This window comes from Streptomyces decoyicus, assembly GCF_019880305.1.
GTDB lineage: Bacteria > Actinomycetota > Actinomycetes > Streptomycetales > Streptomycetaceae > Streptomyces > Streptomyces decoyicus.
In genome coordinates, this window is record NZ_CP082301.1 from 7,237,159 (window position 1) to 7,256,995 (window position 19,837).

General features: G+C 72.7%; 19 protein-coding genes. 13 read left to right on the top strand and 6 right to left on the bottom strand.

Annotated elements, in window-relative coordinates:
* Window positions 1-26: 26 nt before the first annotated feature.
* The 3 genes from egtB to K7C20_RS31610 all read right to left on the bottom strand — a co-directional run bounded on the left by egtB (window position 27) and on the right by K7C20_RS31610 (window position 4,153).
* Entirely contained in the window at window positions 27-1,346 is a 1,320-nt protein-coding gene (gene egtB, locus K7C20_RS31600; RefSeq protein ID WP_053209290.1) for an ergothioneine biosynthesis protein EgtB, read from the bottom strand.
* The gene (egtA, locus tag K7C20_RS31605; protein ID WP_030078124.1) at window positions 1,343-2,620 is read right to left on the bottom strand and encodes an ergothioneine biosynthesis glutamate--cysteine ligase EgtA; all 1,278 of its coding nucleotides are present in this window, start codon (window positions 2,618-2,620) and stop codon (window positions 1,343-1,345) included. Before egtA ends, egtB begins: the two co-directional genes overlap by 4 nt.
* Window positions 2,621-2,941: 321 nt before the next feature.
* Window positions 2,942-4,153 (bottom strand): pyridoxal phosphate-dependent aminotransferase, encoded by a 1,212-nt coding sequence (locus tag K7C20_RS31610; RefSeq protein WP_030078125.1) that lies wholly within the window; start codon window positions 4,151-4,153, stop codon window positions 2,942-2,944.
* A gap of 113 nt (window positions 4,154-4,266) precedes the next feature.
* Here K7C20_RS31610 and K7C20_RS31615 point away from each other — a divergent pair, with 113 nt between their 5' ends.
* The 3 genes from K7C20_RS31615 to K7C20_RS38570 all read left to right on the top strand — a co-directional run bounded on the left by K7C20_RS31615 (window position 4,267) and on the right by K7C20_RS38570 (window position 6,585).
* Complete coding sequence (locus K7C20_RS31615) at window positions 4,267-4,956, top strand: winged helix-turn-helix transcriptional regulator (protein ID WP_048829008.1); 690 nt, start codon at window positions 4,267-4,269, stop codon at window positions 4,954-4,956.
* Entirely contained in the window at window positions 4,953-5,435 is a 483-nt protein-coding gene (locus K7C20_RS31620; protein ID WP_030078128.1) for a phosphatase domain-containing protein, read from the top strand. Before K7C20_RS31615 ends, K7C20_RS31620 begins: the two co-directional genes overlap by 4 nt.
* Window positions 5,436-5,973: 538 nt before the next feature.
* Entirely contained in the window at window positions 5,974-6,585 is a 612-nt protein-coding gene (locus K7C20_RS38570; protein WP_245171194.1) for a glycosyl hydrolase family 18 protein, read from the top strand.
* Here K7C20_RS38570 and K7C20_RS31630 read toward each other — a convergent pair.
* Window positions 6,529-7,425: a helix-turn-helix transcriptional regulator gene (locus tag K7C20_RS31630; RefSeq protein WP_030078130.1), complete on the bottom strand. Its 897-nt coding sequence runs from the start codon at window positions 7,423-7,425 to the stop codon at window positions 6,529-6,531. The genes K7C20_RS38570 and K7C20_RS31630 overlap by 57 nt on opposite strands.
* 236 nt (window positions 7,426-7,661) lie before the next feature.
* Between K7C20_RS31630 and K7C20_RS31635 the strand changes: the two genes are divergently transcribed.
* The 3 genes from K7C20_RS31635 to K7C20_RS31645 are packed head-to-tail and all read left to right on the top strand — an operon-like array spanning window position 7,662 to window position 10,998.
* Window positions 7,662-8,660 carry an NADPH:quinone oxidoreductase family protein gene (locus tag K7C20_RS31635; RefSeq protein ID WP_053209291.1) on the top strand — a complete coding sequence of 333 codons (999 nt, stop codon included), beginning with the start codon at window positions 7,662-7,664 and terminating at the stop codon, window positions 8,658-8,660.
* Window positions 8,657-9,841, top strand: a complete 1,185-nt coding sequence (locus tag K7C20_RS31640) for an acyl-CoA dehydrogenase family protein (protein WP_053209292.1) — start codon at window positions 8,657-8,659, stop codon at window positions 9,839-9,841. The genes K7C20_RS31635 and K7C20_RS31640 overlap by 4 nt, the downstream gene beginning before the upstream one ends.
* A complete protein-coding gene (locus K7C20_RS31645; protein WP_053209293.1) occupies window positions 9,838-10,998 on the top strand; it encodes an acyl-CoA dehydrogenase family protein in 1,161 nt (386 codons plus the stop codon). The genes K7C20_RS31640 and K7C20_RS31645 overlap by 4 nt, the downstream gene beginning before the upstream one ends.
* Before the next feature lie 88 nt (window positions 10,999-11,086).
* Here the strand turns inward: K7C20_RS31645 and K7C20_RS31650 are convergent, their stop codons facing one another.
* Window positions 11,087-11,656, bottom strand: a complete 570-nt coding sequence (locus K7C20_RS31650; protein ID WP_245171196.1) for a GPI anchored serine-threonine rich family protein — start codon at window positions 11,654-11,656, stop codon at window positions 11,087-11,089.
* Window positions 11,657-11,859: 203 nt separating this feature from the next.
* On the opposite strand from K7C20_RS31650, the gene K7C20_RS31655 reads away from it, so the two are divergent.
* Window positions 11,860-13,230, top strand: coding sequence for a hypothetical protein (locus K7C20_RS31655; RefSeq protein ID WP_030078140.1), 1,371 nt, complete (start codon window positions 11,860-11,862; stop codon window positions 13,228-13,230).
* Window positions 13,231-13,441: 211 nt separating this feature from the next.
* Here the strand turns inward: K7C20_RS31655 and K7C20_RS31660 are convergent, their stop codons facing one another.
* A complete protein-coding gene (locus tag K7C20_RS31660) occupies window positions 13,442-13,984 on the bottom strand; it encodes a cell wall hydrolase (protein WP_107083404.1) in 543 nt (180 codons plus the stop codon).
* Window positions 13,985-14,087: 103 nt separating this feature from the next.
* On the opposite strand from K7C20_RS31660, the gene K7C20_RS31665 reads away from it, so the two are divergent.
* The 6 genes from K7C20_RS31665 (at window position 14,088) to K7C20_RS31690 (ending at window position 19,817) form a co-directional block, all read left to right on the top strand.
* A complete protein-coding gene (locus K7C20_RS31665; RefSeq protein WP_030078146.1) occupies window positions 14,088-15,317 on the top strand; it encodes a S1 family peptidase in 1,230 nt (409 codons plus the stop codon).
* A 108-nt stretch (window positions 15,318-15,425) separates the two neighbouring features.
* Window positions 15,426-15,902 carry an acyl-CoA thioesterase gene (locus K7C20_RS31670; RefSeq protein ID WP_053209295.1) on the top strand — a complete coding sequence of 159 codons (477 nt, stop codon included), beginning with the start codon at window positions 15,426-15,428 and terminating at the stop codon, window positions 15,900-15,902.
* A 71-nt stretch (window positions 15,903-15,973) separates the two neighbouring features.
* Complete coding sequence (locus K7C20_RS31675) at window positions 15,974-16,879, top strand: LysR family transcriptional regulator (RefSeq protein WP_245171198.1); 906 nt, start codon at window positions 15,974-15,976, stop codon at window positions 16,877-16,879.
* A 146-nt stretch (window positions 16,880-17,025) separates the two neighbouring features.
* The gene (locus K7C20_RS31680; RefSeq protein WP_030078152.1) at window positions 17,026-18,195 is read left to right on the top strand and encodes a CaiB/BaiF CoA transferase family protein; all 1,170 of its coding nucleotides are present in this window, start codon (window positions 17,026-17,028) and stop codon (window positions 18,193-18,195) included.
* A gap of 59 nt (window positions 18,196-18,254) precedes the next feature.
* Entirely contained in the window at window positions 18,255-19,067 is an 813-nt protein-coding gene (locus K7C20_RS31685) for a crotonase/enoyl-CoA hydratase family protein (RefSeq protein ID WP_048829010.1), read from the top strand.
* A gap of 12 nt (window positions 19,068-19,079) precedes the next feature.
* The gene (locus K7C20_RS31690) at window positions 19,080-19,817 is read left to right on the top strand and encodes an acetoacetate decarboxylase (RefSeq protein WP_030078156.1); all 738 of its coding nucleotides are present in this window, start codon (window positions 19,080-19,082) and stop codon (window positions 19,815-19,817) included.
* The last annotated feature ends 20 nt before the right edge of the window (window positions 19,818-19,837 follow it).

The following is a 19,837-nucleotide window of genomic DNA, read 5'->3' on the forward strand; positions in this document are numbered from 1 at the left end:
CTCCCGGGGTGTCCTGGCCGCGGCCCTCACGCGTCCGCCGCCGGGTCGGCGTCCCGGGCGGTACGGAACCCGGAGAAGATCTGGCGCCGGACCGGCAGGTCCCAGTTGCGGAAGGTGCCCCGGCAGGCGACCTCGCCGACCGCGAACGAACCGCCGCGCAGCACCTTGTACTCGTCGCCGAAGAACACCTCCGAGTACTCCCGGTAGGGGAAGGCGGCAAAGCCCGGGTACGGCAGGAAGTCGCTCGCCGTCCACTCCCACACATCGCCGATCAGCTGCCGTACGCCGAGCGGCGACTGGCCGTCCGGGTAGCTGCCGATGGCGGCGGGCCGCAGATGCCGCTGGCCGAGGTTGGCGTGCGCCGGTGTGGGGTCCTCGTCGCCCCAGGGGAAGCGCCTGGCCCGCCCGGTCGCCGGGTCGTGCCGGGCGGCCTTCTCCCACTCGGCCTCGGACGGCAGCCGCCGGCCGGCCCAGCGCGCATAGGCGTCGGCCTCGTACCAGCTCACATGCAGCACCGGCTCGTCCGGCGGCACCGGTTCGGTCACCCCGAACCTCCGGCGCAGCCACTGGCCGCCGTCGCGCTTCCAGAAGAGCGGTGCGCGCAGCTTGTGCTCCTGCACCTGCGTCCAGCCCTCCGCGGCCCACCAGCGCGGGTCCTCGTAACCGCCGGCCTCGATGAACCGCTGGTAGGCACCGTTGCTGACGGGTGTGGTGTCGATCAGGAAGGAGGGCACCAGCCGGTGGTGTGCGGGCCGCTCGTTGTCCAGCGCCCAGGGCTCGGTGGCGGTGCCCATGGTGAACGGACCGCCGGGGACGAGCACTTCGGCCGACAGGATGTCGTCGGGGGCGTGCGGCGGCTCGGGCGCGGTGAGCACCGCGGGGCCGTGGCGCAGTTGGTGCGTGATGAGCATGGTCTCGTCGTGCTGCTGCTCATGCTGCGCGATCATGCCGAAGGCGAAGCCGGCGTCGAGCAGCGGAGCGCCGTGCAGCGGGGTGCGCTCCAGGATGTCCAGCACCCGGCCGCGGACCTCGGCGACATAGCCGTGCGCCTCGTCCGGTGCCAGCAGCGGCAGCGAGGGGCGCGTGGCGCGGGGGTGCTCGAAGGCGTCGTAGACGGAGTCGATGTCCGGGCGCAGCGCGTCACGGCCGCCGACGGTGCGCAGCAGCCACTGCTCCTCCTGGTTGCCTATGTGGGCCAGGTCCCATACCAGCGGGGACATCAGCGGGGAGTGCTGCGCGACGAGGTCGGGATCCTCGACGCAGGTGGTGAGCAGGCGGGTGCGGTCGCGGGCGGCGAGCAGCGCCGAGGCCGCGCGTTCACGAAGGAGCTCGGGGTCGAGGGTCACTGGCTGTCCTTCCCAACTATGAGGTCGTCCTCCGCGGCGTACAGGGCGTCGAGATGATCGTCCGCGGGGCAGCGGCCGCGTGCCACATAGCGCTCGGTGAACTCCGCGACCGCCGTGATCACCTCGGGGGAGGCGCCGAGCCGTGGCAGGGCCTCCTGTGCGGCGGCGAAGCAGGCCACCGCTGCCGCGTGCAGCTCCGGGTCGGTCAACGCGCCGCGGGCGGCCCGCCGCCACAGCGGATTGCGCGGCGCGGGGCGGGAACCCGCCGTCTCCGCAAGGGGTTTGACGATGCGGTACGCCCGTTCCGTGGCCTCCGGGTCGTCGAACAGCGCGGCCGTGACGGCCAGCGGCACGACCCACCCGGCGTCGCCCGACTGTGCGTCCATCATGCGCAGTTCCAGATGGCCGCGCGGCCGTACCGGCGGAAAGAGGGTGGTGACGTGGTAGTCCAGATCCTCCTGGGTGGGCGGTCTGGGCACGCCGGTCCGGATCCACTCGCGGAAGGTGAGCCCCTCCGGCGAGTGCCAGGGCCCGTCCTCGGCGCGGATGCACATCACCGGCGCGTCCAGGACGTACGCCGCCCACGCGGTGCGCGGATCCGGTCCCAGCGGCGGGGCGAGCGTACGGTCCGGGTCGAGCTGCGACCAGACGACCTGGCGGGTGGTGCGGTAACCGGTGGGGCAGCCCTCGCTGGTCGGGGAATTGGCGAAGGCCGCGGCCAGCACCGCGCCCAGCAGATGGGCCAGCAGCCAGCGCCGGCCGTGCCCGAGCGGCCCCGGCTCCTCGTACCCGGCGTCCACACACACCTGCACGGACGCGGTGGCGCACATCATGGACCGCCCGGCGGAGCCCCAGCGGTCGAAGTACGCCTCCATGGCGTCGTAGCGCGGCTCGGTCAGCACCCGCTGCGGGCCGTGCCACGGATTGTGACCGTGGCCGGCCATGCCCAGGCCCATGGCCAGCATGGCGGGGCGGACCAGCGCGAGGTCGGCGGTGACCGACTCGATGCACTCGGTGAGGGAGCGGGCGGGGAGCGAGCTGAGCTCCAGCTGGCCGCCGGGCTCGAAGGTCAGCAGGGAGGTGAGGGGAAGCGCGCGCAAGGTCGCGGCCGCGCTGTGCAGCCGGGCCGGTTCGACCGGACATCGGGGGTTGCGCGCGTCATGGACCAGCCATTCGATCTCGACTCCGATGCGGCGCGGCGGCCCCGTCTTGAAGCATATTCCGCGCAGGTGAGCTTCCAGCTCCGCTTCTGTTTCCGCAGGCCGTACGGGCATGGAATCCCTCTCCCTTGTGGGGTGGCGGCAGGATTGCCGCCCTCCACCTAATCTGCTGCGGGCGATGCGCTCAAGGGCGCGTTCGTGCCGCGGCCGGTGGGACGGGCTTCCACGGGGCGAGCGGGCCGTCCGGGCCGGGAGACCACGGACGGCGCCCCGGCGGCCTCCCGGCGCCAGGACGGCCTTCCCGCCCGCCGACGGGACCGGCAACCGGTCCGGCGAGCGGCGGACGGGGGCGGAAGAGGGGTACGACCGTTCGAGTGAGTGCCGGGCGGGGCGCTTTTTGCCGCCATGGCGGCACGGAACCTCCGCCGCCCGGTGTCACTGGCGGTAGCCCGCCAGGAAGCGGCCGATCCGGCTGATCGCCGCGTCGAGGTCATCGGCGTGCGGAAGGGTGAGGATGCGGAAGTGGTCCGGGTGCGGCCAGTTGAAACCGGTGCCCTGGACGACCTGGATCTTCTCCCGCAGCAGGAGGTCGAGGACGAACTTCTCGTCGTCGTGGATCTTGTGAACGGCCGGATCGAGGCGGGGGAAGGCGTACAGGGCGCCCTTGGGCTTGACGCAGGAGACGCCCGGGATCTCGTTCAGCCGCTCCCAGGCCATGTCGCGCTGCTCGCGCAGCCGGCCGCCCGGCAGGACCAGGTCCTTGATGGTCTGCCGGCCGCCGAGCGCCGCCTGGATGGCGTACTGGGCGGGTGCGTTCGGGCACAGCCGCATGGAGGCGAGGGTGCCCAGGCCCTCCAGATAGTCGGCGGCGTGCTGCTTGGGGCCGGAGACCACCAGCCAGCCGGAGCGGAATCCGGCCACGCGGTAGGACTTGGACAGTCCGCTGAAGGTCAGGCACACCAGGTCGGGGGCGAGCACCGCGGCGTGGTGGTGCACCTCGTCGTCGTACAGGATCCGGTCGTAGATCTCGTCGGCGAAGACCATCAGCCCGTGGCGGCGGGCCAGATCGAGCATGCCCTCCAGCAGCTCGCGCGGATAGACGGCGCCGGTCGGGTTGTTCGGGTTGATGATCACCATGGCCCGGGTCCGGTCGGTGATCTTCGAGGCGAGATCGTCGAGATCCGGCAGCCAGTCGGCGGACTCGTCGCAGAGATAGTGGACGGCCTTGCCGCCCGCGAGCGTGGTGACCGCCGTCCACAGCGGGAAGTCGGGGGCCGGGATGAGGACCTCGTCGCCGTCGTCGAGCAGCGCCTGGACCGCCATCGAGACGAGTTCGGAGACGCCGTTGCCGAGGTAGATGTCGTCGACGTCGACCTGCGGCAGCCCGCTCTGCTGGTAGTGCTGGGCCACCGCGCGGCGGGCGGAGAGGATGCCGCGGGACTCCGTGTAGCCGTGCGCGCGGGAGAGGTTGCGCATCACGTCCTGGAGGATCTCGTCGGGGCACTCGAAGCCGAACAGGGCCGGGTTGCCGGTGTTCAGCCGCAGCACGCTGTGGCCTGCCTCCTCCAGCGCGTCGGCGTGCTCGATCACCGGCCCGCGGATCTCGTAGCAGACATCGGCCATCTTGCTGGACTGCTTGAACTGCATGCGGCGGCCTCCCGGTCCTCGCTCACCGCGCGGCGCGGCAGCACTTGTTGACACCGTACTTGGTTTTACCAAGTGGGGACTTGGAAAGTCCAACTTCTGTCTATGCTGGTGTCATGCCGCGTCGAAGTTATGACCAGTACTGCGCCGTCGCCCGAGCCCTGGACGCCGTCGGCGACCGCTGGACGCTCCTGATCGTCCGGGAACTGCTGGGCGGAGCCCGCCGCTACACCGACCTGCACGCCGATCTGCCGGGCGTCAGTACCGACATGCTCGCCTCCCGCCTCAAGGGCATGGAACGGGACGATCTGGTCGCCCGCCGCCGGCTCGCCCCGCCCGCAGCCGCCTTCGTCTATGAGCTCACCCCCCGCGGCCGCGCGCTGCTGCCGGCGCTCGCCGCCCTCGCCGACTGGGGTGCCCCCGCCCTCGACGAGAAGCGCCCGACGGACGCGGTGCGGGCCCACTGGTTCGCGGTGCCCCTCGTCGCGCGGCTGGCCCGGCACTTCACCGACGGCATCGAGGTGGTCGACATCGCCCTCGACGAGGGCGAGTTCCATGTCGTCCTCGGGGGCGACGGGGCAGCTGCCGGGCGCCTGGACTCCGGTGGACCGGACGACGGCCCCGGCTACGCCGACGGACCGGCCGAGCGCCCCGACATCCGTCTGCGCATGGATACCGCGACCTGCGCCGAGATCGCGTACGATCGCCTCTCCCTCGCACAGGGGATCGAATCCGGCCGCATCACGGTCACGGTGCCCGAGGTGTCCGGCGAACAACGGCGACGGAAGAGGACGACAACGGCATGACGACGCGCCCACTGGCGGTCTTCGACCTGGACGGCACGCTCGCCGACTCCACCCACCGGCAGCATCTGCTGCAACGCACCCCACGCGACTGGAAGGCCTTCTTCGCGGCCGCCACCGAGGACCCTCCGCTCGCCGAGGGGGTGGCCCTGGCGCAGCGCAGCACCGAGGACTGCGAGGTCGTCTACCTCACCGGCCGCCCGGAGCGCTGCCGCCGCGACACGCTGGCCTGGCTGGCCCGGCACGGGCTGCCCAAGGGGCGGTTGTGGATGCGCCCCAACAGTGACCGGCGCCCGGCCCGGCACACCAAGCTGGAGATCCTGCGCCGCATCGCCCGCGACCGCGAGATCCGCCATGTCGTCGATGACGACGAACTCGTCTGCGACGCATGCGAGAAGGCCGGCTTCCCGGTGATACGGGCCCGATGGGTGACGCCGTCCGAGACCCTGCGGGACGCCCAGCAGCGCGCCGGGCGGACGTAGCGCCGGGCCCGCCCCCGGCCGCGCGCCCGTTCGGCCGTACTGACGGTACGTCAGAACGCGGACCGGGTAGCGCTCGGGAAATGGACCATGTATCAGGAACCCGGGCGCGCCCCGGGCTTGCGCTCCTGCTGGCCGTGGTGATGCTCACCGTGCTCTGGTCCCCGGCGGCCACGGCGACGGCGGACCCGAGGAGCGGCGGACGTACCGGCTCGGCCTGGCTGCCCTACTGGGGCGACATCGACGCCGCCTACCGCGACGCGCTGCGGCACGCCTCCCAGCTGCACACCGTCAGCCCCTTCTGGTACGAGGCCTCCTCCGACACCGACGTCACGGGGCACGCGGGCGCGGGACGCCGCGACATCATCGACGGACTGCACGACGCCGGGATCGATGTCGTGCCCACCGTGACCGAGACCCTCGGCGCCGAGAAGATGGCCGAGCTGATGCACGATCCGCAGCGGCGGCGGGACCATGTCGACACCCTGCTGGAGCTGGTCGAGAGCCGTTCCTACGACGGGATCGACCTCGACTACGAGGGATGGCCCTCACCGGTGACCGGGAGGACCGCGACCGGGTGCGCACCGGATACAACGCGCTCGTCAAGGAGCTGTGCGCGCGGCTGCACGACCGTGACAAGCAGTGCGTGGTCACGGTGCTCGCCCGGGTCCGCGGCAGCGGCCAGGCCTTCGACTACGAGCGGCTCGGCAGGTACGCCGACCGGTTCCGCATCATGGGCTATGACCTGCACTGGTCGGGCGGCGAGGCCGGTCCGCTGTCCGCCAAGGACTGGTACGAGGAGTTTCTGCGCTACGCCACCGACACCGTCCCCCGGCACAAGATCGAGGTCGCCTTCCCGGGCTACGGCTGGGACTGGATCAGCGGGGTCACCGGCCACGCGGCCCATCTGACCTGGAAGGAGGCCGAGGCGCTGCGCGAGCGGGAGGGCGCGGACTACCTCTTCGACGAGGTGTCCGGCAGCCCGCACTTCACCTATCGCAAGGACGGCGAGGAGCACGAGGTCTGGTACCAGGACGGACGCGGGGTCCGCGAGCAGCTGCCGCTGCTGAGGAAGTACGGCGTACGGGGCACCGGCCTATGGGCGCTCGGGTTCGAGGACCCGGACTTCTGGTCCGCGCTCCGCGGCGAGTAGCCGCAGCGCCGCCTCGGACGGTGAGCCCGGCGCCGCGGTGTACATCATCACGCCGTGCCCGGAGCCGTCCGGCGTCTGCATCATCTCGAAGTCCAGCTCCAGGCCGCCCACCAGCGGATGGTGGAACCGCTTGGTCCCGAAGGTGCAGGTGCGGACGACATGCCGGGACCACAGGCTGCTGAACTCGGTGCTCTTCATCGACAACTCGCCGATCAGCGCCGCCAGTTGCGGATCGTCGGGGCGCTGCCCCGCGGCCACCCGCAGGGAGGAGACGGCCCGCCGGATCTCCTCGTCGCGGTCCGGGTACAGCTCGCGGGTGTGCGGGTCGAGGAAGAGCAGCCGCTGGGCGTTGGGGCGGTCCTGCGGGCGGCCGGGGCTGTCGAAGTCGAGGTGTCCGGCGGTCAGGGCGTGCCCCAGGCGATTCCACGCCAGGATCTCGAAGCGCGGTCCGAGTGCGAGGGCCGGTACGTCCGCCACGGCGGCGAGCAACTGCCGTACGCCGGGGCGGACCATGTCATGGCGCACCGCGGGGCGGCGGCGAGCCGTGCTGGGACGGGCCAGCGCGCGCAGGTGCGCCCGCTCGTCGTCGGTCAGCCGCAGCGCCCGGGCCAGGGCGTCCAGCACCCCCTCCGAGGCGTGGTGGCTCTGCCCCTGTTCCAGACGTGTGTAGTACGCGACGCTGACGCCGGACAGCTGGGCCAGCTCCTCACGGCGCAGACCGGGGACACGGCGGCGGGCCCCGTAGGAGACCAGTCCGACGTCCTCCGGCTGAAGCCGGGCACGGCGGGTGCGCAGGAAGTTTCCCAGCTCGGCGGGGGAGTCCAGGGCGGATGAGTCCATGCCGGCCAGTCTGCGGCATCGGGCGGGCCGGAGCCTGACCCTGTCATTGCCAGGATCCGGGGCCCGTCCGGGGGAGGGGGCGCGCGGGCGCGGGCGTCGAGGGCCGCGCCGGGGCCTGTCGCCGTGATGTGGCGGAGACTGTTCCCTGGAGGATACCGACCGCTTAGTATGTCGCTGGCGAGGGCGCCGCTGCGCCCTCCGCCCCACCCGCGTATCCAAGGTTGTGGAGGCACCAGGTGAAGGCATGGCGCGTACACGCGAACGGCGAGCCGCGTGAAGTGATGCGGCTGGAGGAGGTGCCGGACCCGCAGCCGGGGCCGGGTCAGCTGCTGCTGCGGGTGCGGGCCGCCAACGTCAACTTCCCCGACGCCCTGCTGTGCCGCGGCCAGTACCAGGTGCGGCCGCCGCTGCCGTTCACCCCCGGCGTGGAGATCTGCGGCGAGGTGCTCGCCGTGGGGGAGGGGGCGGCCGGTGAGACCGGGGCGCGGGTGCTGGCCCAGCCGCCGCTGCCCGACGGCGGGTTCGCCGAGCTCGCGGTCGTCGACGCGGCGACGGTACGCCCGGCCCCCGAGGCCCTGGACGACGCCGAGGCCGCGGCGCTGCACATCGGCTACCAGACCGGCTGGTTCGGCCTGCACCGCCGGGCCCGTCTCCAGGCGGGCGAGACCCTGCTCGTGCACGCCGCGGCAGGAGGCGTCGGCAGCGCCGCCGTACAGCTCGGCAAGGCCGCGGGCGCGCAGGTCATCGGCGTCGTGGGCGGCGAGGACAAGGCCCGGACCGCCCGCGAACTGGGCTGCGACGTGGTCCTCGACCGACGCTGTGACGACATCATCGCGGCCGTCAAGGAGGCCACCGGCGGCCGCGGCGCGGATGTGGTCTACGACCCGGTGGGCGGCGAGGCGTACGCCAAGTCCGTCAAGTGCATCGCCTTCGAGGGCCGGATCATCGTCGTCGGCTTCGCCGGCGGCGCCATCCCCACCCCGGCCCTCAACCACGCGCTGGTGAAGAACTACGCGATCCTGGGCCTCCACTGGGGCCTCTACAACACCAAGGACCCGGCCGCGGTCGACGCCTGCCACGAGGAGCTCGCCAAGCTCGCCGCGCAGGGCGCCGTCAAGCCGCTCATCGGCGGCCGGTTCGCGCTGAAGGACGCCGCCGAAGCCGTCCAGCGGGTCGCCGACGGTACGTCCACCGGCCGTCTGGTCGTCCTGCCCGGAGCGGAGGAGACCCGATGACCGACGCCGCCGACCTGCGCCGGCGCACCGCCGGCCTGCTCGCCGCACACCCGCCGGCCACCACCGAGCGGCTGGAGTTCCTGCGCGCCCGTTTCGACGCGGGGCTCGCCTGGGTCCACTTCCCCGAGGGCCTCGGGGGACTGGACGCGCCACGCTCCCTGCAAGCCGTCGTGGACGCCGAGTTGGAGGCCGCCGGCGCCCCCGGCAACGACCCCGGCCGCATCGGCATCGGCCTCGGCATGGCCGCGCCCACCATCCTGCGCTACGGCACCGACGAGCAGAAGCAGCGTCTGCTGCGCCCGCTGTGGACCGGCGAGGAGGTGTGGTGCCAGCTGTTCAGCGAGCCGGGCGCCGGTTCGGACCTGGCGGCGCTGGCGACCCGCGCGGTACGCGCCGACGGGGGAGACTGGATCGTCGACGGCCAGAAGGTCTGGACGTCCAGCGCGCATCTGGCCCGCTGGGCGATCCTGATCGCGCGAACCGACCCCGGCCTGCCCAAACACCGCGGCATCAGCTACTTCGTCTGCGATATGACCGACCCCGGCGTCGAGGTGCGTCCGCTGCGGCAGATCACCGGCGAGGCCGAGTTCAACGAGGTCTTCCTCACCGGCGTCCGGATCCCCGACACCCAGCGCCTCGGCGAGGTGGGCGAGGGCTGGAAGGTCGCCCGGACCACGCTGATGAACGAGCGGGTCGCCATCGGCGGCGCCCGCATCCCCCGCGAGGGCGGCATGATCGGCGTGGCCGCCGCCGACTGGCGCGCACGGCCCGAACTGCGCACCCACGGTCTGCACCAGCGGCTGCTGAAGCTGTGGGTGGAGGCCGAGGTCGCGCGGCTGACGGGTGAGCGGCTGCGCCAGCAGCTGACCAAGGGCCAGCCGGGACCCGAGGGCAGCGGTATGAAGCTGGCCTTCGCCCGGCTCGCCCAGGAGATCAGCGGCTGGGAGGTGGAGTTCCTCGCCGAGGACGGTCTGACCTACGACGACTGGACGTTGCGCCGCCCCGACGGCGTCGACTTCACCGGCCGCGAGGCCGGCTACCGCTATCTGCGGGCCAAGGGGAACTCCATCGAAGGAGGCACCTCGGAAGTGCTGCTCAACATCGTCGCCGAACGTGTGCTGGGGCTGCCGCCCGAGCCGCGCACCGACAAGGACGTCGCGTGGAAGGACCTCCCCCGATGAACGACGGGACACCCCTGACCGGCACCCCGGCAGCCGACCCCGATCTGCTGTACTCCGAGGACGAGGACGCGCTGCGCGCCGCCGTACGGTCGCTGCTCGCCGACCGCGGCGATCCGGCCACCGTGCTCGCCGGACTGGAGTCGGACGTCGCCTACGACACCGGACTGTGGCGCGCGCTCGCCACGGAGATCGGTGCCGCGGGGCTGCTGGTGCCCGAAAAGCTCGGCGGAGCGGGCGCGAGCGCCCGCGAGGCCGCCGTGGTGCTGGAGGAGGTGGGCCGCTCCGTCGCGCCCGTCCCCTATCTGACCAGCGCGGTCATCGCGGTGACCGCCCTGCTCGGCTGCGACCACGCCCAGGAGGAGGTCGCCGCGCCGCTCGCCGCGCTCGCCGGCGGCCGCACCGTCGGTGTCCTCGCGGTCCCGCTGCCCACCGCCCCGGGCGGGCTGCCGGAACCGTCCGTACGCGCCGGGGCGGACGGTGCCCTGACCGGCCGGGTGACCTCGGTCGCCGACGCCGCGGGCGCCGAACTCCTCCTCGTCCGTGCCCAGGGCCCCGACGGCCCGGCGCTCTACGCGGTCGAGGCCTCGGCGGACGGCGTCCGCACCGACGCGGTCACCCCGCTCGACCTCACCCGCCCCCTGGGCCACGTCATCCTCGACGGTGCCCGCGGCCGCCTCCTGGCCACCGGGGACCGCGCCCGCACCGCCGTCGAACAAGCCCTGCTCACCGGCGCCGGCCTGCTCGCCTCGGAGCAGCTGGGCGTCGCCGAATGGTGCCTGACGGAAACCGTGCGCCACACGGCGGAGCGCACCCAGTTCGGCCGCCCCGTCGGCTCGTTCCAGGCGCTCAAGCACCGGATGGCCGCGCTCTGGCTGGAGGTGGCCTCGGCCCGCGCCGCCGCCCGTCACGCCGCCGACGCCCTGGCCGCCGGCAGCCCCGACGCCCCCGTGGCAGTGGCCGTCGCCCAGGCGTACTGCGCGCCGGTGGCGGTGCGTGCCGCCGAGGAGTGCATCCAGCTGCACGGCGGCATCGGCATGACCTGGGAGCACCCGGCCCATCTGTTCCTCAAGCGGGCCAAGAGCGATGAGATCGCCCTGGGGGCGCCGGGACGGCACCGGGAGGCCCTGGCCGGGCTGGTCGCCCTCGACGCCCCTTAGGAGGCGTTTTTCGGAGCAGCCCCCGGGGCCGCACTGCTCCGAAAGCCACCCCTGGGCGGCCACCGCCTTCGTGGCCGGTGACATCCGGTCACTCGGTGATGGCGAAGGTCCGGCTGACATCGCCGACCGCGCCGTCACCGGCGGTGGCCACCTCCAGGAAGTAGCGGGGGCCCGGCGGCACCTTGGGCAGCGTCACGATGGCCTCACCGTTCGGTCCGGCTTCCGCCCGGGGCACCACCAGGGCCACCCGCTGCGACCGGCCGTGCCCCGTCGCCGTCCGCAGCCAGACGTCCACCTCCTCGCCGGTGGTGTTCTTCCAGGCCACCGTGAAGCTGCCGTTCGCCTTGTAGTCGACACCGGGCTGCGGCGCGGTCACCTCGATCCGTCCTGTCGGGGGCGAGGCGAACTCCTCGGGTTCCCCGGGGCCGGCACTGGCGGTGGTCGCGCCGAGGGCGGAGTCCGCGTTGAGGGCGGAGGTGGCGGCCCGCGCGGCCGAGCCGGCATGGCCGGACGTGGCCGCCTTCGGATTGCCGTCCGAGGACCAGCTCTTGCCGGTGTCGGGGCGCGACGGCGCCAGCGAGATCACCAACATGCATCCGACGGCGGTGGCGGCGACGGCGACGGCCAGATTGGTGGCCATCGAGGTGGCCCTGCACATCGTCTCCTCGTTTCCTCGGGGGAGTGGCGAGCCGGAACATCCCCGGCACTCTGAGCATCAAAAACGACGCGCGGAGCGACCACCTGGATGGACATCTCCAGCGCGACAGCCCTCCGTGGAGAGGGGAGAATCCCCCACTGCGGACGGAATCGACCCCTGCATCGGTGATGTCTGGAAAGTGTGGTTCAGGTAGCGTCGAATACATGAAGACCGCAACGCGTCGTGCGCTGATCGGACCGGTGCTCCTGCTGGTGGCCGCACTGCTGGCGGTGATCGCCGCGACGGCACCGGGAGCCCGTGCGGCCGGCGGGCTCGACGAGGCCGCGACCGCCCTCAAGAAGGGCCCGGTCTATGTCGATCCCCGCGCCTCGGACCAGCTCTCCTCCGCGCAAGCGGACGCGCTGGCCAAGAAAATCAAGGACGCGAACAAGCCGGTCTTCGTCGCCGTGCTGCCCCGGGCCGCCGAGTACCAGCCCGGCACGCTGCTGCGGGACCTGCGCACCAAGGTCGGCATCAGCGGCATCTACGCCGTCGAGCTCGGCAACGGCTTCAACGCCGGCGCCGACCCGCGGGTGATGTCGCACAGCGCGGTGCAGAACCTCGTCGGCTCGGTCAAGCGCTCGCAGTACCCGAGCGTCGACGACCGCCTGAACAGCCTTGTCGACACCGCGACCCAGTCGGCCAAGGGCCAGGCCCCCTCGTCCTGGGGCGGCGGCTCCGGCGGCTCCGGCTTCGACACCGGAACGGCGATCGGCCTCGGTGCGCTGGTGGTCGTCGGCGGTGGCGGCGCGTACGCCATCGCCCGCCGCAACCGCAGAAGGCGGGCCGAGGAGGAGCGGGCCGCACTGGAGGATCTGCGGGTCGTCGTCGACGAGGACATCACCGCGTTCGGCGAGGAGCTGGACCGGCTCGACTTCCACCCCGGCGAGCCCGGCGCCGACGACGCGATGCGCGCGGACTACAGCCATGCGCTGGACGCGTACGAGGGCGCCAAGTCGTCGATGGCGGCGGCCGAGCACCCCGGCGATGTGCAGGCCGTGACCAAGGCCCTGGAGGACGGCCGGTTCTCGCTGGCCACCCTCGCCGCGCGACGTGAGGGCAGGCCGCTGCCCGAGCGCCGGCTGCCCTGCTTCTTCGATCCGCGGCACGGCCCGTCCATCGTCGATGCCGCCTGGGCACCCGCGGGCGGCGCGGAGCGCACCGTACCGGTCTGCGCCGCGGACAAGAGCCGCCTGGACGACGGCCGGGAGCCGCTGGCCCGTACGGTCCGCACCGCGAGCGGCGACCGCCCCTACTGGGACGCGGGCCCGGCCTACGGCCCCTGGGCCGGCGGCTACTTCGGCGGCGGACTGCTGCCCGGCCTCCTCGTGGGCACGCTGCTCGGCAACATGATGATGTCGACCGACGCCTACGGCGCAGGCTTCGGCGGGCCCACGGGCGCCGAGGGCGGCGACTCCTCCGGAGCCGACTTCAACTCCGACGACTTCGGCGGCGGCTTCGGCGACGGCGGTGGGTTCGGTGACGGCGGCGGCTTCGGCGGCGGAGGTGACGGGGGCTTCGGCGGCGGCTTCTGAGCGCGGGGAGCCCTTGTACGGTCAACGGCCCGGGGCGCCGGGTGCTCACCGCTCCGTGCCCCGGAGCGGTGAGCACTTGTGCCCGCGGCCGTCGGGCGCTCCCGGCCGCGGCACGGTGAGCGCTTCGTGCCCGCGGCCCTCGGGCGCTCAGCCGGCCGCGGCGCCCACCGCCCGCTTGGCGCCGAGGAACCGGCCCGCGGCCCTCGGGCGCTCAGCCGGCCGCGGCGCCCACCGCCCGCTTGGCGCCGAGGAACCGCTCGTAGCGGGGACGCGCCGCGAAGTCCGCATAGCGCCATACGGCGGGCCGGCCGGCCTCCCGGCACAGATGCAGCACCTGGTCGGGCCCCAGGTGCACGCCCACATGCGCGCCGTACCCCGGCGGCCGGCCGTCGACCGGCCCGCCGTCGAACAGCACCAGGTCCAGCGGTTGCGGAGGGTCGGCCCGCCGGGTCGACCGCTCGTCCGCCCAGAGTTCCGCCGACCGCAACGGCGGTATCAGCAGGCCGAAGTGGCGGAGCACGGCATAGGCGTAGCGCTGGCAGTTCGCGCCGCCGGCGAGGTCGGCGAAGGCATCCGGGGCACCGCTGCCGGGCGCATCCGCCGTCCCCTCCACGGCGCATGACGGGCATTCAGGTGTCCGGGCTCCCGGATGGCGGGCGCCCGAGTAGGTCACCTTGCGCAGCGCCTCGGGCAGCCGCCGGAACGCTACCGCGCCGTAGGCGGTGGGGACTTGACGGCCGGGCTCACACTTCACCACGTCATGATGCAGCGGATCTCCCCCGTGCCGCACGCCCCGGTGTCGAGCAGTCTCGACGCATCGGATCCGACGTGCACTCGACACCGCGAGGAGATCCCCGATGGAACGCCGCTATCGCAAGGCAGCTCTCTGGGGCGCGACCGTCGCCGCCGTCATGGCGGCCGCCGGCGCACTCGGCCCGGCGCACGCCGTGCCGCGGCCCGACCCCTCGCCCCAGCCCTCGCCGCGCGGCATGCTCGACGCGATGCGCCGGGACCTCGGGCTGACGGCGCAACAGGTGCGCACCCGGCTCGCGCAGGAGACGGATGCGCATCGCGCCGCGGCCGCCGTACGCCGGGCGCTCGGCGCACCGCCCGCCGGGATGTGGTTCGACAAGACGACCGGCAAGCTCGTCGTCGCGGTCACCGGCGCCGCCGACGCACAGCGGGTGCGGTCCGCGGGGGCGGTGCCCAAGACGGTGCCGCACAGCCGTGCCGCGCTCACCGCACTGGTGCGGCAGATCACCGGCCGGGCCGGCAAGGGCGTCCCGGGCGTCACGGGGTGGGGCGTGGACGAGCGCGCCAACGGCGCCGTGGTCCGTATCGACCGCACCCGGCACACCGCCCGGACCGATGCCTTCGAGAAGGCCGTCCGCGATCTCGGGACGCGCGCGAAGATCCCGGTCACCGTCGAGCGCAGCAACCAGACTCCGCGTCAGCAGGGCGGCTCGGTGGTGGGCGGCGAGCGCTGGATGCCGGGCTCCGAGGGCATCTGCTCGATCGGCTTCTCGGTCGACGGACCGGCGGGCTTCCAGGGGTTTCTGACGGCGGGTCACTGCACCCACACCGCCGACCAGGCCGCGTACGGCAAGGACGGCAGCCGGATGGGGACCTCGAACCCGGGCGGCGGGCACAGCATCAACAACCGGGAGGGCGACTTCGGACTGGTCGGGGTCGACCAGCCGGGCTGGACCGTCAGCTCGTACGTGGCGGGCCAGGGCGGTATGCCGGTCACCGTCATCGGTTCCCAGGAGGGCCTGGTGGGCATGTCGATCTGCCACTCCGGGCAGAGCAGCGGCTGGCACTGCGGGGAGATCACCCGGGTCGACCAGACGGTGGACTACGGCAACACGGTCATCGAGGGGCTCTCGCTCACCAACGCCTGCTCGGCGCCCGGAGATTCGGGCGGCTCGTATGTCACCCAGCCCAACGCCCCGATGGCCCTCGGCGTGCACTCCGGTGGCGGCGCCGCCTCCTGCGGCCACTTCGGTGGTCCCACCCTCACCATCTTCCAGCCGGTCGGTGAGGCCCTGGCCAAGTGGAACCTGAGGCTGAAGACGGGCAGCCCCTGACGGGCGCCCGCCGCCCGCCGGCCCCCGGCGCCTACGATGGAGGCCGGTGGTCATGAGGCCGGGTGCGTCCGAGCGGCGGACCGGTGCCTACGGGGAGCGGGAGAGATCGTGGCGGAAGCGGCGCAGGCGGCGGACACGGCAACTGGTACGGACGCGGCGGGGCCGTTCGCCGTCGGGATCACGGTGCGCGGCTACGAGACGGACACCCAGGGCCATCTCAACCAGAGCGTCTATCTCCAGTACGCCGAGCACGCCCGCTGGTCGCTGCTCCAGGCGAGCGGCATCCGCCAGAGCACCATGGTGGACCGGCGCGTCGGCCCGGTGACCGTCGAGACCACCATCCGCTACCGGCGGGAGCTGCGGGCCGGTGACGAGGTCGAGGTCAGCTGCGCGTTCGTCTGGGGCGAGGGCAAGACCTTCCGCATCGAGCAGACCGTCCGCAAGACGGACGGGACGGTGGCGGCCGAGGTGAGCGCGGTCTGCGGGCTGCTCGACCTCACCGAGCGCAAGCTGCTCAAGGACCCGCGGGCGGCCTTCCGCGACCTGGCGGACGACCCCTCGCTGCTCGGTCTCGCCGAGGGCTGACGAGCGCGTTCGCGGCGCCCCTCCGGTACGCGAAAGGCGCCGGCGGGCCCGGGTAGTGTGGGCGTGTGGACATGCTGCACCTGCGCTACTTCGTGGCGGTTGCCGAAGAGCTGAATTTCTCCCAGGCGGCACGCAAGTTGCATATGGCGGCCTCTCCTCTGAGCCAGCGGATCAAGGACCTCGAGCGGGAGCTGAACCAGCCGCTCTTCGACCGCACCACCCACCATGTCGAGCTGACCCCGGCCGGTGCCGCGTTGCTGCCGATGGCGCGCGATGTTCTCGAACGCGTCAACTCCATTCCCTGGCGGCTGCGTGAGGCCGTCCGTCCGCAGCGCGCCACCCTGCTCATCGGGATGCCCTCCGGGGTGCATCCTGATCTCCGCGCCCGGGTCCGGGAGCTCGAGGGCGCCTGCCGGGAGACCTACGAGCTCAAGCGCTGGCCCGGCCGCTCCACCGGCCTCGCCGAGGCGGTCCGCGACGGCCGGCTGGCGCTCGCGCTGGCCCGGCTGCCGGTCGCGGACCCCGCGCTCGGTGTCATCGAGGTCATGCGGGAACGGCTCGGGGCGGCCGTCCCCGCCGACCGGTTCGAAGGCCGGGAGTCGGTCACCCTGGACGAACTGACGCAGTTCCCCTATGTGGCCACCGCCCCCGAGGCCATGCCCGCGTATTTCGATGAAATCGATGCGCGGCTGAATTCCGCGGGCCTGAAGAAGAGAATTCGCATCAATAGCTCCGACTATGCGGGAACGTCGGAACTGGTCTCGGGCGGAATTGCCTTCTCGATGACGATGCTTTCTCCGGACAGTCCGATGCATCTTTATCGGCTGGACAATGTCACCGTGCTGCCGGTGGACGACTTCCAGGCCGAACTGGCCACCGGCCTGCTCTTCCGCGAGGACCGGGCGGGGCCCGGCGGCGATCTCGAAGAGCTCGTCACCGCGGCGCGACGCATCTTCGCCGACGAACTCTTCGCCTGATCCGCACGCACTCCCGCACCCGACCCAAGGGCATGACCACAGTGGTCATGCCCTTCTTCGTTTCTTGATCGTTCTCATTCCCCGGTATCTCGCCTAACGTCGAGGACAGAAAGATTCGCAGTACAGCTACTTCCGCAGGAGCGACAATGGACGCCACGACCGAAAGCGCCAACGGCCCGCTGGACGGCGTACGGGTGATCGATCTGTCCACGGTGGTGATGGGCCCCTACGCCGCCCAGATCCTCGGAGACCTCGGCGCCGACGTCATCAAGATCGAGTCGCCGTCGGACACCGTACGGTCGGGCCGGTACCGGACCACGCCCGGTATGACACCGCTCAACCTGAACGTCAACCGCAACAAGCGCAGCGTCTCGCTGAACCTCAAGGACGAGGCCGACCACGAGCGCGCACTGGCGCTCATCGGCACCGCCGACGTCCTGATCACCAATATGCGCCCCGGTGCCCTGGCCCGGCTCGGCCTGACCTACGCCGACCTCGCCGAGCGCCACCCCGGCCTGGTCTACGCCCACGCCCAGGGCTTCCGCAGCGACTCCGACCGCGCGGGCCACGCCGCCTACGACGAAACGGTGCAGGCGTCCTCCGGTCTGGTGGACGTGGCCCACCGCGCGCTGGGCCGCCCCGTCTACCTGCCGACGATCATCGGCGACAAGGTCGCCGCGCTGACCATCGTCTACGCGGTGCTCGCCGCGCTGGTGCACCGCGACCGCACGGGCAGCGGCCAGCACATCGAGGTCCCCATGACGGACACCCTCCTCGCCTTCAACCTCGTGGAGCATCTGTCCGGTCATGTCTACGAGCCGGCCGAGGGCGCCACCGGATTCCCCCTGTCGATGAAGCGCGGCCACCGGGCCGTGCCCACGGCCGACGGGCTCGCCTGCGTCGTGCCGTACAACCCGCAGAACTTCCGTGACTTCTTCGCCGCCGCCGGCCGTCCCGACCTCGCCGAGGACCCGCGGGTGACGGGCCCGGCCATCGACGACGACGACGTCGACCCGCTCATGGAGCTGGTGGCCCGGTGCGCGCCGAGCCTGACCACCCAGGAGTGGGAAGAGGTCTGCGCCAAGCACAGCATCCCCATGGCGCCGGTGCTGGAGCTGGACCGGGCGGCCGAGGACCCCTACGTCCGCGACGGTCACCTCCTCGACGTGGTCGAGCACCCGAGCGAGGGCCCGATCCGTTCGGTCGGCATTCCCGTGCGCTACTCCGCCACGCCGGGCTCGGTCCGGCGGCTCGCCCCGCTGCCCGGCCAGCACACCGACGAAGTCCTCGACGAGCTCGCCGCCGCCCGGCGGTGACGGCCCACCACGCCGTCGCCCGCCCCGCACCACACCCCGACCACCGAAGGACCCGGGCCATGCCCAGCACACCGGACGCCACCCCCGACCGCACCCGTCCCGCGGACCCCACCCCCGCCGTACGCACCGAGAGGATCGGCACCTCCCTCCTCATCACCCTCGACCGGCCCCGCGCCCGTAACGCGGTCAACGCGGCCGTGGCCGCCGGACTCGCCCGCGCCCTCGACGAGTTGGCGGCCGACCCCGCACTGCGGGCCGGTGTCCTCACCGGCGCGGGGGGCACCTTCAGCGCCGGTATGGACCTCAAGGCCGCGCTGGCCGGTGAATCGCCCGAGATCCCGGGCCGCGGCTTCGGCGGACTGACCGAGACCGTGACGCCCAAGCCGCTGATCGCCGCGGTCGAGGGCTGGGCCATGGGCGGCGGTTTCGAACTCGCCCTGGCCTGCGACCTCATCGTCGCCGCCGACGAGGCCCGGTTCGGTCTGCCGGAGGTCAAGCGCGGCCTCGTCGCGGCCGGCGGCGGGGTGATCCGGCTGCCCAAGCGGATCCCCTACCACCTGGCCATGGAGCTGCTGCTGACCGGAGAGCCGCTCTCCGGCGAGCGGGCCGGTCTGCTCGGGATCGCCAACCGGGTCGTCCCGGCCGGTGAAACGGTCGGCACGGCACTGGAGTTGGCCGCACAGCTCGCGGCGAACGCCCCGCTCGCCCTCGCCGCCGTGAAGAAGATCGCCCACGCCGCCGACGGCACACCCGAGCCGGCCGCGTTCGCCGCCCAGCGCAGGGAGACGGCCGCACTCGCCGCATCGGCCGACGTACGGGAAGGCATGACGGCCTTCGCCGAGCGCCGCGCCCCCGTCTGGCAGGGCAAGTAGGAGGAGCACCCCATGAAGCAGCACGACGTCACCCGGCACCATGCCACCCCCCTGATCAACCCGGCGTATCCACCCGTCATCCCGCGCTTCACCCACCGCGAGTACCTCAACATCGTCTACCGCACCGACTACGACGCCCTGCGTGCGGTGGTCCCCGAGCCGCTGGAGATCGACGAACCGCTGGTCCGCTTCGAGGTGATGCGGATGGGCGATGTCACCGGGTACGGGCCGTACACCGAATCCGGCCAGGCGGTCCCGGTCCGCTACGAAGGCGAGCGCGGGGAGTACCTGCACGCCATGTACCTCGACAACTTCGCGGCCACGGCATCCGGGCGCGAGGCGAGCGCCTATCCCAAGACCCTCGGTTCGCCCGCCCTGTACGTGGACCACGGCGCGCTCGTCGGCGTCCTCGACTACGGCACGGTCCGGGTGGCGACCGCCACCATGGGCTACAAGCACCACGAGCTGGACCCCGAAGAGGCGGCCGCGCAGCTCACCGTTCCCACCTTCATGCTCAAGCTGGTGCCGGGCTACGACGGAGCCCCGCAGGTGGCCCAGCTGGTCCGCACCGAGATCGGTGACGTGGCCGTCAAGGGCGCCTGGACCGGGCCCGCCCGGCTGCAACTGAGCGCGCATGTGCTGGCCCCGCTGGCCGATCTGCCGGTCCGCGAGATCGTCTCGGCGAGCCACCTCCTCGCCGACCTCACCCTGGCGCCGGTCGAGCCGGTGCACGACTACCTCGCGCGCTGAACCCGCGCACGGAAAGAAGC